At 45.2% G+C, this 14,161-nt stretch carries 11 protein-coding genes; 9 read left to right on the plus strand and 2 right to left on the minus strand.

Annotated elements, in window-relative coordinates; translation table 11 throughout:
• Nucleotides 1-3 precede the first annotated feature (3 nt).
• Nucleotides 4-1,152 (plus strand): molecular chaperone DnaJ, encoded by a 1,149-nt coding sequence (gene dnaJ, locus R7Z78_RS18715; RefSeq protein WP_104975919.1) that lies wholly within the window; start codon nt 4-6, stop codon nt 1,150-1,152.
• Nucleotides 1,153-1,220: 68 nt separating this feature from the next.
• Here the strand turns inward: dnaJ and R7Z78_RS18720 are convergent, their stop codons facing one another.
• Nucleotides 1,221-1,652 carry a type IV pilin protein gene (locus R7Z78_RS18720; protein ID WP_104975920.1) on the minus strand — a complete coding sequence of 144 codons (432 nt, stop codon included), beginning with the start codon at nt 1,650-1,652 and terminating at the stop codon, nt 1,221-1,223.
• A gap of 103 nt (nt 1,653-1,755) precedes the next feature.
• Here R7Z78_RS18720 and R7Z78_RS18725 point away from each other — a divergent pair, with 103 nt between their 5' ends.
• The 6 genes from R7Z78_RS18725 (at nt 1,756) to tadA (ending at nt 7,170) form a co-directional block, all read left to right on the plus strand.
• Nucleotides 1,756-2,271 carry a GspH/FimT family pseudopilin gene (locus R7Z78_RS18725; RefSeq protein WP_064353664.1) on the plus strand — a complete coding sequence of 172 codons (516 nt, stop codon included), beginning with the start codon at nt 1,756-1,758 and terminating at the stop codon, nt 2,269-2,271.
• 10 nt (nt 2,272-2,281) lie between these two features.
• Complete coding sequence (locus R7Z78_RS18730) at nt 2,282-2,920, plus strand: PilW family protein (protein WP_064353665.1); 639 nt, start codon at nt 2,282-2,284, stop codon at nt 2,918-2,920.
• Nucleotides 2,920-4,161: a hypothetical protein gene (locus R7Z78_RS18735; RefSeq protein ID WP_064353666.1), complete on the plus strand. Its 1,242-nt coding sequence runs from the start codon at nt 2,920-2,922 to the stop codon at nt 4,159-4,161. Before R7Z78_RS18730 ends, R7Z78_RS18735 begins: the two co-directional genes overlap by 1 nt.
• Nucleotides 4,151-4,561 (plus strand): prepilin-type N-terminal cleavage/methylation domain-containing protein, encoded by a 411-nt coding sequence (locus R7Z78_RS18740; protein ID WP_005381606.1) that lies wholly within the window; start codon nt 4,151-4,153, stop codon nt 4,559-4,561. Before R7Z78_RS18735 ends, R7Z78_RS18740 begins: the two co-directional genes overlap by 11 nt.
• 288 nt (nt 4,562-4,849) lie before the next feature.
• A complete protein-coding gene (locus R7Z78_RS18745; protein ID WP_064353667.1) occupies nt 4,850-6,409 on the plus strand; it encodes an AbgT family transporter in 1,560 nt (519 codons plus the stop codon).
• 212 nt (nt 6,410-6,621) lie between these two features.
• Nucleotides 6,622-7,170 (plus strand): tRNA adenosine(34) deaminase TadA, encoded by a 549-nt coding sequence (gene tadA / locus R7Z78_RS18750; RefSeq protein WP_082240141.1) that lies wholly within the window; start codon nt 6,622-6,624, stop codon nt 7,168-7,170.
• A 588-nt stretch (nt 7,171-7,758) separates the two neighbouring features.
• On the opposite strand, the gene mltF is transcribed toward tadA, so the two are convergent.
• Nucleotides 7,759-9,336 carry a membrane-bound lytic murein transglycosylase MltF gene (mltF, locus tag R7Z78_RS18755; protein ID WP_031777268.1) on the minus strand — a complete coding sequence of 526 codons (1,578 nt, stop codon included), beginning with the start codon at nt 9,334-9,336 and terminating at the stop codon, nt 7,759-7,761.
• 298 nt (nt 9,337-9,634) lie between these two features.
• On the opposite strand from mltF, the gene purL reads away from it, so the two are divergent.
• Both purL and R7Z78_RS18765 read left to right on the plus strand, forming a co-directional pair.
• The gene (purL, locus tag R7Z78_RS18760) at nt 9,635-13,528 is read left to right on the plus strand and encodes a phosphoribosylformylglycinamidine synthase (protein ID WP_104975922.1); all 3,894 of its coding nucleotides are present in this window, start codon (nt 9,635-9,637) and stop codon (nt 13,526-13,528) included.
• Between the two features lie 295 nt (nt 13,529-13,823).
• Entirely contained in the window at nt 13,824-14,132 is a 309-nt protein-coding gene (locus tag R7Z78_RS18765) for a DUF3622 domain-containing protein (protein ID WP_025998700.1), read from the plus strand.
• Nucleotides 14,133-14,161: the final 29 nt, after the last annotated feature.

The raw sequence follows: 14,161 nt of genomic DNA on the forward strand, positions 1-14,161 counted from the left end.
AACATGTCAAAACGTGATTTTTACGAAGTATTAGGCGTAAGCCGTGATGCCTCAGAGCGCGATATCAAAAAGGCGTATAAGCGTCTAGCGATGAAATTCCACCCAGACCGAAACCAGGGTGATGATTCTGCGGCGGACAAGTTTAAAGAAGTAAAAGAAGCGTACGAAGTTCTGACCGACCCTCAAAAGAAAGCGGCGTACGACCAATACGGTCATGCAGCTTTTGAACAAGGCGGCGGTGGTTTCGGTGGCGGCGGCTTTGGCGGCGGCGGTGCTGATTTCGGCGACATCTTTGGCGATGTATTCGGTGACATCTTTGGTGGTGGTCGTCGTGGCGGTGGTGGCCAACGTGCCCAGCGAGGTGCTGACCTACGTTACAACATGGAATTGACGCTAGAAGAAGCGGTTCGTGGTGTAACGAAAGAGATCGAAGTACCGACACTAGTACACTGTGATACCTGTGATGGTAGTGGCGCGAAGAAAGGTTCATCTGCTGAAACATGTGGTACCTGTCATGGTCATGGTCAAGTACAGATGCGCCAGGGCTTCTTCGCAGTGCAACAAACCTGTCCTACCTGTCACGGCAAAGGTAAAATCATTAAAGACCCTTGTAATGAGTGTCATGGTCAAGGTCGTAAGCAGAAAACAAAAACACTTAACGTTAAGATCCCAGCAGGTGTTGATACTGGCGACCGTATTCGTTTATCTGGCGAAGGTGAAGCGGGAGAAATGGGAGCACCAGCGGGTGACTTGTATGTACAAGTGCACGTGAAAGAGCACCATATCTTCGAGCGTGATGGCAACAACCTATACTGTGAAGTGCCAGTAAGCTTTGCGATGGCAGCTCTAGGTGGTGAAGTTGAAGTACCAACCCTAGATGGTCGCGTAAGCCTAAAAGTGCCTTCAGAAACGCAAACAGGTCGTATGTTCCGCATGCGTGGTAAAGGTGTGAAAGGCGTTCGCGGTGGCGGTATCGGTGACTTGATTGTTAAGTTGGTTGTCGAAACACCAGTAAATCTAAGCTCACGCCAAAAAGAACTGCTCAAAGAGTTTGAAGAGTCTTGTGGTGGTGAAGCGGCAACTAAGCACAAGCCTAAATCAGAAGGCTTTTTCAACGGTGTGAAAAAGTTCTTTGATGATTTAACCAGCTAAGACGTTAGTGAAAAGCACAAATACAAAGGCCTGCTAAAATGCAGGCCTTTTTGCATCTCGGTGTTCTTCTAATTCCAGCAATCACTTGGTTCTTCGACATTTGTTGACGTTAAAGTAATCGTTTTAGCGCCAGTCAAGCACTCGTCGTCGTCTTGTCCCAGAGCCGATTTTGCTGTTGCTGTAATGGTATAGGCCGTACTTGCAGAGCTCGCAATATTGAAAGAAAATCTATCTGTGTCTGAATCGCATAGAGTGCATATGCCTCCAGAGATAATATGACTCCAGTCGTACCCACCATCATAAGATGTCTCTAGCTCTAGCTGAATTCGACTAAGATCGCTCAAGGCAACCGTCCTATGAGACTTGAGCACATGATTGGTGTAAGAAGGGTAGGCGACAGCCGCAATGATCCCGACAATCACTACAGCTACCAGTAATTCGATCAATGTCATCCCTCTCAATCCTTTTTTGTAGCCGTTACAACGAAAAATTCGAATCATCACGAGTAGTTTCCTTTTCACTTTTCCGCCTATTTTTGGCAGGTGATAGCATCTGTGCAAGATGAATTACGGCCCTTTTGCCGTTTACATAGGAATTTGGGAAATGCCTCGCGGGTTTACGTTGTTGGAGCTTCTTATTACTGTTGCTGTACTGAGTATTATATTGGCGTTTGCAGCTCCATCTTTCCAAAATGTTTTTGAAACCAACAAAATGCAGCGCTTAGCTAATGAATTGCATGGCTTTGTTATTGAAGGCAAGTCTGAAGCAGTATTACGGCGTGAAAGACTTTGGGCACACATCATCATGTCTGGGAGTTCATCTAGTGACGGAAACTGGCGTATTGATTTGACAGATAACGGAGCTGAGGGGGCTGGGACTGTGTTGTTCTCTTTATCAGGTAAGCCGTATGACGGTATTGTCGTTACACCTAGCTACGATTCAGACCAAATCAGTTTTGACGACGTTTATGGCCGACCATCATCAGGAAGCTTGAAGTTTCATCCTGTTGGTGAATCATCAAAAGTCTTAAAACTTATTTCTCACACTTTATCTGCTCGCGTGCGAGTGTGTAGTGATAGCAACAGTACAGAATATTACGGTTATTCAACTTGCTCTTAAAAGGATGATTATGTTTAAACAAAAAGGGGCAAGCCTTGTTGAGTTTATGATCGCATCGGCACTTGGGCTTATTTCTCTTGCTACAGTGGGGTCAATCTATGTGAGTGGTCAAAGGGTGATAATGGAACGGTCGAAAGAGCTAATGTTGTTACAGAACTCTGAAAGTGTTGTGCAAATGCTCAAGAGTGACATTCAGCGTGCTGGTTTTGATGGTAACGATGGCAATTCTATAAAAATATCTGGCTCATCAAACACAATTTACACTCTCGATGATGTTGATAGAGGGGTGATTGCTTATGCTTATTACATAGGTGTTTCTGGCGCTGGCGCTAGCTCTTTTCCTTTATATAAAAACGTAGCTTATGAGCAACGAGTTAGCACGCCAGAGTCGCTATTTGTTTGTGAAAAAAAACAAACAACGATATGGGATGTTGATGACGTGATTAACCTTGCAGGCACTCGCTCATGTAAAAATCTTTTTGATAAGAAAGTTATTCACGTTAATCGTTTTGACCTTACTAGTGAACTGTTAGAAAGCACTGATGCAAAAAGTGTACTGGTGACCGTTACATTGGGAACCGAATTGAAAGATGCGACTGATATTCGCACTCAGCAGTCGTTTACTGCGATGCAAAGGAACTGGCAGTAATGAAGAAACAACAAGGTGCAGTAGCGTTACTCGTTGTCAGTGTATTACTTGTCGCAGCGTTAATGATGTCGCTTGGTAGCTACAAGTCTCTTTTTTATCAGATCAAGCGTGCCAACAATCAAATTGAAGCACGACAAGAACATTGGCTTGCAGAAGGGGGATTGGAGTGTGGCTATGCGATAAATAAAGCGGATATGTCGATCGCACCAAATATGCAAGACTACTCTAGTTGTTTACAAAGTACTGTTGTCGCAACTCAATCTTTGGTGGATCCCAAATTCTACGAGCTATCTTCAAGCGTAAATAACCGAGTTGAGACCTTCAAAAGTATTGAAGTAGTTGGTAGACCAAGCGGAGCTATACAAGCCCGCTCAGATTTGAAGTTAATGGGCTCTTATCTTTTTACACCTGAATTTGTCGAGCAGGATACTTGTGTTTCTGTTCGATTTATGAAATCAGTAGTAATGGAGGGCGCTTTTGTTACTTCACACCCTTCTGGAAAAACGTGTAGTTCATCTCATATGACTAACACTGCCCGCTTAGGGTTATGCGTTTCTGGTGACGCTAACTGCGATGATTCTGGTGGCGTAAACGACTACAAAGTGAAAGTCATTGGTAACAATCAAAATTATATTGGCGACGAAAAGATGTTTGAGCATGATTTTGTTCATGACCCAAATCTTGACCCTTTTGAAGCTTTTTTTGGTTATCCTCGCTCCCAATTAACTCAAATAAAGAATGGATTTGTGGTGATTGATGGGAGTGTGGCAAGCAGCTCGTCAACAGTTAAATCTTGTGTTGATAGAATTGTTAGTTCATTTTCTGTGAGCGACAAAGTGTGGGTGGTTGGTGATTGTGACCTAGAAACTGGTATCGGAATCAGCCTCAATTCTAGCCCTAAGCTTCTTGTTATCGAGAATGGCTTATTGTCGGTTAATGGGGTTGACTCTTTTCCCGGAACTGTTTACCAATTGTTTACTTCTACAGTTAGTGACATGTCCGCAAGATGGACATCAGATGTCTCAGTCACTCCATTTATAGGAGGACTCTCTACAGACGAAATAAAGAAGCTTACTTTTTTTTCCCGTGGCGCTTTCAAGCCTGTAGGTGGATATGTTTTCGACACCCCAGGAGGGTTAAGTGTCTTTGGTGCTGCAGTTAATTTGGAGTTTGATTCAACATCTGTACCCAATGTTCACAAGAAAGTAAAATGGAAAAAGGGCTCCTGGAATGATCTCTAAACAAAAAGGTTTTAACCTTCTTGAAGTTCTAATTTCTTTTCTACTTATCGGTGTTGGGGCTCTAGGTTTAACGAAGCTAAACGTATATCTAGAACGCGAATCCGAATATGCCATAAAAAGTATTGAAGCACTTCGTCTAGCAGAAAACCAGCTCGAATGGTTCCGGACGCGTGGTGCTTCTGCGGCGATGTCTACCATCACACCTGCAAATTTTGCTTCTATTGCAACAGGCTCTTCTGTTACTGGATCTTATGTCGTCGAGTGGGAAGTTCCAGCTGCCACGGTTTCAGGAACACTGAAAACTATCACCATTACCTCTAGCTGGAAGGATAGAATCGGCGAGACGCGATCAGTTCAGCTTAAAACGATGATCTCACAATACAGTGAATTCGAAAACTAAGTTCAATTGCATACATGGGCTGAGACAAATGCGGATGTAACTCCTGTTTGATACCGGATTTGTCACGGTTAATAAATGGTTTTTGAACTGTTAATTGAGTTGATGTTCTACTGTTTTTATTATGTTTAATTGAAGTGGTGTTTTTGCAAAAAATGTCTCCAATTATGAAAAAAAATCTAGAACCTTGTGCTTTCTCCATTAGTGTTTACTAGAATACTCGTTGGATAGTAGGTCGTTATAATTATTCAAATAGGCCTTGGCACCAACATCATTCACTATGGAGTTACCATGAGTAACCAAGCTGTAAATAAGGCACCATCATCGAAGCCGAGCGGGATGGAGCGCTTTTTAAACTTTATCGAGAGGACAGGTAACAAAATTCCTGATCCTGCGATTTTGTTCTTCTGGGCATTGATCATTACTTGGGCGGCGTCAGCACTTTTGTCGAATGTATCATTCGCTCTTCCAAACCCTCGAACGGGCGAAGCTCTTACTATCACCAACTTACTTACGGGCGAAGCGCTAGCAAGTTTCCTTGCTAACATGGTGACGACGTTTACTGGCTTTGCGCCACTGGGTATCGTACTTGTCGCAATGCTAGGTGTGGGTGTTGCAGATTCTTCGGGTTTTATTACGACGGGTCTTAAGAAGATGCTGAACTTCACGCCAGCTAAGCTTCTTACTCCAATGCTTATTTTGGTTGCCATTGTATCGCATACTGCGGCAGATGCAGGCTATGTTCTGGTTATTCCTCTTGGCGGTATTATCTTCCATGCGGCAGGTCGTCACCCTTTAGCAGGTATTGCGGCAGCATTTGCAGGTGTATCTGGTGGCTTCTCTGCAAACTTTATCCCTTCAGGTATCGATCCGCTATTGGCTGGCTTTACGCAAACTGCGGCGCAGGTTCTTGATCCTGAATATGTGGTTAACCCATTAGCGAACATCTTCTTCACTGGCCTATCCTCTATCATTATTGTGGGGATTGGTTGGTACGTGACAGAGAAAATCATCGAGCCTCGTTTATCAAAAATGCCAATTGATGATGATGCGGAAACCGCGCCAAACCTAGGTTCATTTACTGAACTGGAATCAAAAGCATTCCGTTATGCAGGTTGGGCAATGATGGCGGGTATTGCTTTACTTGTTGCAGCGTTAATTCCAGAAACATCAGCACTTCGCTCGCCTGAAGGTGAAATTACAGCCTTCTCAGCACCGATAATGAAGTCTATCGTGCCGTTGATCTTTATTCTGTTTATCATTCCTGGTTACGTTTACGGTAAAGTGTCTGGAACGTTCAAGACCAGCAACGACATTATCAAAGCGATGGCTGATACTATGTCAACCATGGGCGCATACATTGTTATGTCGTTCTTCTGTGCTCAGTTCCTATCTGCATTTGCTCAGTCAAACATCGGTACGATGCTAGCGTTGTATGGCGCAGAAGGCTTAAAAGCGATGAACCTACCAGGTGAAGTGACCATCATCGGTATGATCCTTCTAACCGCATCTGTAAACCTACTTATTGGTTCGGCATCGGCAAAATGGGCTTTAATTGGTCCAATCCTAGTGCCAATGCTAATGGCGGTTGGTATCTCGCCTGAGCTGTCTCAGGCGGCTTACCGTGTGGGTGACTCTGTATCGAACATCATTTCGCCTCTAATGGTATTTTTCCCTCTTGTTGTGGTTTACTGTCAGCGTTATGTGAAGTCGGCTGGTATCGGTACGCTTGCGTCACTAATGATGCCATTCTCGATCGCAATGCTGATCGGTTGGTCTATCTTCCTAGTTGCTTATTGGATGGTAGGTATCCCGCTAGGCATTCAAGCTCCTTACACTTACACAATGTAAAAACGTGTAGGGTGTGAAAGCCGCTAATTGGCAGCCAAAAAGCGCAGGTCTTCGATCTGCGTTTTTTTGTTCTCGTAAAACGAACATCGATAGGTCTTGTAACTAGTTTTTTGGAGTTGCAGACTTTGTCCCGTGATGTGTTGCTGTAGTGAAACCGAAGTTGGTGATAAAATTCCTGACTTCAATCGTTTTTTGTTTCTTTGGAGCCTCCTTTGTCTAACCATCCGTTTTCCCCTCAAGATGAATTGTTTATGCGCAGAGCGATGGAGCTTGCTGAGCAAGCAGAAGCTGAGGGGGAAGTACCTGTTGGCGCAGTGCTTGTCAAAGATGGTGAAATTATCGCTGAGGGGTGGAATCGCTCTATTGGTACTAATGACGCTACCGCACATGCTGAGATCCAAACGCTGCGTAAAGCAGGCCAAAAGCTAGAAAATTACCGCCTTCTGGATACGACGTTATATGTAACACTTGAGCCATGCCCAATGTGTGCCGGAGCCTTATTGCATAGCCGCGTTAAGCGGGTTGTTTTTGGAGCGCCAGATTTAAAAGCTGGAGCAGCAGGAACAGTGCTTAATTTGTTTGAAAGTCAAGCCGCTTACCATTACGCCTTAATTGAAAAGGGGCTGCTAGAAGATGAGTGCCGTACTCAGCTACAAGCGTTTTTTAAGCGCCGCCGAAAGGAAATTAAAGCGAAGAAGCAAGCACAAAAAGCATTAGAAAATGGAGAGAGCGAACAAGGTAGTAGGAGTAGTGAGGGCTAGCAAACACCTACAACGTGGTAGATGTTTGCTTGGACGCACTAGTGATTGACTAAATGTACAAAAACACGATTACGTGAACTTACTTTCTTTTTCATACATGTCAGTTTACGTTTACGTCGGATAGCAGCTACTGTGTTATTTAAACGCTTTGACTGCACTCTACGTCTTCTCATATTCAAAACCTCCTGCAGACAAGACTTATACCAGTAAAGTGCGGCTCATCGATGCTTGGCAATAGGCTCGATAATCGCACTAAACATTGTATGGTTTAAACGTTCTTCATTTGACTTCTGCATTGCACAGAGCCAGCAAACAATTTCAATACGATGCTTAATAATAGGAGTGACGTTATTTCGGCAGAGTGTAGCCGAAAGCGCCGCTTCATCAAGTGAGCTAAACCATGTGGTTGTAAAGTAATCTGTTACAAAGCAATCAGTTTTACTAACGATGAAGAAAAGGCGACCAACCAAAGGAATGGTTGAGTGTGGTTGGTGTCACTCAGAATATTGGAGTCTAGATAAGTTTTCGTTAGGACTCAACAAAAATGACGAGCTTCATAGGCTCGTCATTTTTTAGTTTACCGCGGGTTTATTCTTCAATGCTTTCTTGTTCGGTGTCTTCTTCAACCGTGACGTCAGAAGCGCCAGAGACTTGTTCTACGACGGTCTCTACTGCGCCCGATATCAAAATGTCGGGGTTGAGCGGCGGAATCACTTGCAAGTCATCGCTATTCTCATCAATCGCTGGCTGTTGGCTGACATGACCAATGATGGATTGGTAGTAACGTCGAATATTTTCTACGTAATTACGCGCTTCATCGCCTCTGGCGTACCCATAGCGAGTTTGGCTGTAATAGCGCTTCTGACGCAGTAAAGGCAGCCTATCTTTTACATCGGCCCAAGCGTTCGGATCGCCACCTTGTGCTTTGGTGAGTCGTCGTGCGTCCATCATGTGGCCGTAACCAATATTGTATGAAGCTAACGCAAACCATATTTTTTCATGCTCGTTGATGCTATCAGGCACGCGACCTACAATGCGACGTAAGTACTCGACACCACCACGAACAGATTGCTCAGGGTCTAAACGGTTTGTTACCCCGACGCTTTTCGCCGTTGGCAGAGTCAGCATCATCATCCCCCTAACACCCGTTGGCGATTTTGCTGTTGGTTTCCAGTGTGACTCTTGATAAGCCAATGCTGCAATTAATCGCCAGTCGAACTCTTCGCTGTATTTTTGGAATAAAGGTGCCCATTTAGGCAATTTGTCATCCAGAGCTCGAATGAATGCGCGAGTATCAACGTAGTCAAATGCTTCAATATGACCAATGTACTTTTCTTCGAGGGTGGACAGTTCTCCTGATTGTTTGATGTTACCGAAAAACTCTATCAGCATCGCATACAAACTTTCGTCTTCAGAACGTCGAGTAAACCAAGACACTGGTTGATCTTCTGTAAGTTCAAATGCGAGCGCAAGATCGGGGTAAAGGCGTTGAGCTAGGGAAAGTTCTACCGAATCAGTCACAGTAAAACGTAACTCACCCGTCGATACGTATTTGAGTAAGTCTCTCGTGTCAGCATCACCAACAATTTCAAACTGAAGTTCTGGATACTGCTTCTTTAACGCTGTTAGGGTCGGAACATATTGCGATTGTTCAACGATCTTTAATGTTTGAGCGCCTGCATTTGTATCTTCGTCGGACTCGTCGTCTTTCGAGGCTTGGTATTCAATGAGTTGTTCGATATCACGTGGTCGAAGTTGCCCTTTTTTATATACCACTTGTTGGCTTACATAATAATAGGCAGGGCCTGGTCTAAATCGTTTGACTGCTTGTGACGTTTGATTTAAACCCGTAGCGATGATATCGATATCTCCTTTCTTAAGAGCAGGAAAAAGCTCAGCCTGGCGAAAGGCTGGTTTAATCTCGAGTTTGACGCCGAGCTGCTCCGCAAACTGACGCGCCAATTCGTAATCCAACCCTGCGGGACCATCGGGACCTATGTAGTAGGAAAGCTGATTGTTTAGCGTGCCAACACGAAGCACACCACGTTCTTGAATTTTTTCAAATTCACTTTTGGGCTCCGACTCAATCTGGCAAGCAGAGAGCAAAAGAACAGAAACTAAAATTAGAGCACTGCGCTTGAGCCGGTTGAAGTGACTTATTTGCATTAATAGGTACATCTTGGAAAATTTCTATTTGCCTTTATATCAAAGCGAGCTCATGGGGCAAAGTGAATCACACACTTATAACGTGACATTGTGTGTTTTATCGACATTTTAGTTGTAATTCAAATTTGACAAAAAAATGACGCAAACGGTTGCTTTTAGTGTTACATCACAAAAACAATTACTATATAATGCGCTCGCAATGACGAGGTGGAATCGGCATAGGTTCGACAGGGCTTATCTTAAGTGTCTGAATTTATTCCAATATCACCTTAATCAATTGCATAAGAGACCTAAGCACATGAGAATTTTGCGTGGCTCCCCAGCTCTTTCTGAGTTTCGTGTTAATAAACTACTGGAACTTTGTCGTGAACAAGATCTGCCTGTAACTGGCATTTATGCCGAGTTTATGCACTTTGCCGATCTAAAGTCAGACCTTGATGACCAAGAGTTAGAAAAACTTGAAAAGTTACTAACTTACGGCCCAACCATCGAAGAGCATGAGCCTGAAGGTCTTCTACTTCTTGTCACGCCTCGTCCTGGCACTATCTCGCCTTGGTCTTCTAAATCTACCGATATCGCTGTTAACTGTGGTCTGGATAAAGTGAAACGTCTAGAGCGTGGTACGGCTTATTATGTCGAATCTTCAGTTGTTCTATCAGAAGCTCAAGCTGACGCTGTTAAAGCGTTAATTCACGACCGCATGATGGAAAAAGTATTCACAGAATTTGAAGCCGCATCAACATTATTTACTGTTGCAGAACCTAAGCCTGTCGCACATGTTGATATCTTAGCTGGCGGTCGTCTTGCGCTTGAAGAGGCAAACGTTTCCCTTGGCTTGGCACTCGCAGAAGATGAAATTGATTACTTGGTAGAGAACTTTACTAAGCTTGGGCGTAACCCAAGCGACATTGAATTGATGATGTTTGCTCAGGCGAACTCAGAGCATTGTCGCCACAAAATTTTTAACGCAGATTGGACTATCGACGGGGTAGATCAACCTAAGTCTTTGTTCAAAATGATCAAAAACACTTTTGAAACGACACCTGACTATGTACTGTCTGCATACAAAGACAACGCAGCCGTTATGACAGGTTCTAAAGCGGGGCGTTTCTTCCCTGACCCTAAATCTCGTCAATACACGTACCACCATGAAGATACGCACATCTTGATGAAGGTAGAAACGCACAACCACCCAACGGCAATCTCTCCATGGCCGGGCGCATCGACTGGCTCAGGCGGTGAAATCCGTGACGAAGGCGCGACGGGTATCGGCGGTAAGCCAAAAGCGGGTCTGGTTGGTTTTACAACCTCTAACTTACGTATTCCTGGTTTTGAACAGCCATGGGAAACCGACTTCGGCAAGCCGGGTCGTATTGTAAATGCGTTAGACATCATGCTTGAAGGCCCTCTTGGCGGCGCGGCATTCAACAACGAATTTGGTCGTCCAAATCTATTGGGTTACTTCCGTACTTACGAAGAAAAAGTCACTTCTCATGCGGGTGAAGAAATTCGTGGTTACCACAAACCAATCATGATTGCTGGTGGTATGGGTAACATCCGCGATGAACACGTACAGAAGAAAGAGATTCCAGTGGGTGCGAGCCTAATCGTACTTGGTGGTCCGGCAATGAACATCGGTCTTGGTGGTGGTGCGGCATCTTCGATGGCATCTGGTCAGTCAGCAGAAGATCTGGACTTCGCTTCAGTACAGCGTGAAAACCCAGAGATGGAACGTCGCTGTCAGGAAGTGATCGACCGTTGTTGGCAGTTAGGTGACGACAACCCAATCGCATTTATCCACGATGTGGGTGCAGGCGGTATCTCTAACGCATTGCCTGAACTTGTCGACGACGGTGAGCGTGGCGGTAAGTTCCAATTACGCGATGTACCAAACGATGAGCCGGGCATGAGCCCACTGGAAATTTGGTGTAACGAATCACAGGAACGTTACGTTCTAGCGGTAGCGCCAGAAAACATGGAAGCATTCGACGCAATCTGTAAGCGTGAACGCGCACCGTATGCAGTGGTGGGTGTGGCGACAGAAGAGCGTCATCTAACGTTAGAAGATTCTCACTTCGACAATACGCCGATCGATATGCCAATGGATATCCTGCTTGGTAAGCCACCGAAGATGCACCGCGACGCAACCACACTAAAAGTGGAAAGCCCTGCCATTGTTCGTGATGGTATTGAGCTTAATGAAGCGGTGGATCGCGTACTTCGTCTTCCTGCTGTTGCAGAAAAAACATTCCTAATTACTATCGGTGACCGAACAGTAACGGGTCTGGTTGCTCGTGATCAAATGGTTGGTCCTTGGCAGGTACCAGTAGCAAACTGCGCAGTAACAGCGGCAAGCTACGACACTTACCATGGCGAAACAATGTCGATGGGTGAGCGCACGCCAGTGGCATTACTAGACTTTGGTGCATCGGCTCGCCTAGCGGTTGGTGAATCACTAACGAACATTGCGGCAACAGACATCGGTGATATTAAACACATTAAACTGTCTGCGAACTGGATGTCGCCAGCGGGTCACCCAGGTGAAGATGCGGGTCTTTACGAAGCAGTGAAAGCGGTTGGTGAAGAATTGTGTCCTGCTTTAGGTTTGACTATCCCAGTTGGTAAAGACTCCATGTCGATGAAAACCAAGTGGGAAGAAAACGGCGAGAGCAAAGAAGTCACTTCTCCACTGTCGTTAGTTATCACGGCATTTGGTCGTGTGGAAGACGTACGTAAGACCGTGACTCCTCAACTACGCACTGACAAAGGAAATACTTCTCTAGTTCTTGTTGACTTGGGTAATGGCAAAAACCGCTTAGGTGCGACAGCATTGGCACAAGTATACAAACAGCTGGGTGACAAACCAGCTGACGTAGATAATGCAGAGCAGCTAAAAGGCTTCTTTGATGCAATGCAAGCGTTAGTACGTGATGACAAGCTAGTGGCTTACCACGATAAAGGCGACGGCGGTCTGTTTGTTACACTGGCTGAGATGGCGTTCGCGGGTCACTGTGGCGTAAAAGCGAACATCGCAGAGCTGGGTGACGATGCGCTAGCCGTTCTATTTAACGAAGAGCTAGGTGCGGTTGTTCAAGTTAAGAATGATGATCTAGATTCAGTTCTATCTACTCTGGCGGCAAACGGCTTAGAGGCATGCTCACATGTGATTGGTTCTGTTGAAGCTTCAGACGACTTTGTTATCACTTCTGGTGATGCAGTTGTGCTTGAACGTTCACGTACCGAACTACGCGTTATCTGGGCTGAAACAACGCATAAGATGCAAAGTCTACGTGATAACCCAGCGTGTGCAGACCAAGAGCACGAAGCTAAGAAAGACAACTCTGACCCGGGTCTAAACGTTAAGCTCAGCTTCGACGTAAATGAAGACGTTGCAGCACCGTACATTGCGAAAGGTGCTAAACCTAAGATGGCAATCCTACGTGAGCAGGGCGTTAACTCCCACGTCGAAATGGCAGCAGCGTTTGACAGATCAGGCTTTGAAGCAACCGACATCCATATGAGCGATATCCTAACGGGCCAAGCGGTACTGGATGAATACCATGGCCTAGTAGCTTGTGGTGGTTTCTCTTACGGCGACGTATTAGGTGCGGGTGAAGGTTGGGCTAAGTCTATCCTGTTTAACGCACAAGCTCGTGAACAGTTCCAAGCCTTCTTCAACCGTGAAGAGACGTTCTCTTTAGGTGTATGTAACGGTTGTCAGATGCTATCAAACCTGAAAGAGCTGATCCCAGGTGCGGACTTGTGGCCACGTTTTGTGCGCAACGAATCTGAGCGTTTTGAAGCTCGCTTTAGTCTAGTTGAAGTTCAGAAATCTGACTCTGTATTCTTCGACGGAATGGCTGGTTCGCGCATGCCAATCGCGGTTTCCCACGGTGAAGGGCGTGTAGAAGTACGTGATGCAGAGCACCTAGCAGCGATTGAAGCATCAGGTACGGTTGCGGTTCGTTACGTGGATAGCCTCGGTAACCCAACACAACAATACCCGAACAACCCGAATGGTTCGCCAAACGCGATTACCGGTTTAACAACAGCAGACGGTCGCGTAACTATCATGATGCCTCACCCAGAGCGCGTATTCCGCACAGTTGCAAATTCTTGGGCTCCGGAAGGTTGGGGTGAAAATGGCGCTTGGATGCGTATGTTCCAAAATGCCCGTAAGAATATCGGTTAATTAACCAAAGGTTAATCTAGCTTAAGTAAAGCGTTGGTTGAGAGATCAGCGCTTTCTTTTTTCTTATCACTCTTTTTTCTTCGTCGCTCTTTCTAGTGACTTGGCGAAACGTTGCTTTGTTCTGCCTCTTCTTTGTCATCTATTATCTAGCGTAAAAAACTTGCAGCGTTTAGATTACTTTTATGCTCTAATACCGCGCTTACCAAGGGATGGTGTTAAACAGCTCAGCTTAGATGGAGTTATCAAGTTGACCGAATCCCTGATTGATCCCTAAATCCCTTAGGAAATGAAAGAAATGTCTAAGAATCCAAAATTTGCTATCCGCGTCACTGAAAAACGTAACGGCTGGAGCGCAGAAATCACTCGCCAAGTGACATCTCGTAAGACTGTAGTATCAAAGCGTGAAACAGGCTTTGACAGCGAAGAGAAAGCACAAGCTTGGGCTGAACAAGAACTGGCTGGGTTTATCCAAAACCAAGTGGTTCGTAACGAGCGTAAAGCAGCGCAACGTCAAGAGCGTGAAGCAGAACAACTAGCGGCAAAAGTTCGTAAAGAAGAAGCCCGCAAAGCACGTGAAACCGAAGTAGACACTGACGAAGAATAAGTTTAAATCGGTGAGATGGTGACGTTACC

This window comes from Vibrio sp. 1167, assembly GCF_033340375.1.
GTDB classification, from domain to species: Bacteria; Pseudomonadota; Gammaproteobacteria; order Enterobacterales; family Vibrionaceae; genus Vibrio; species Vibrio alginolyticus.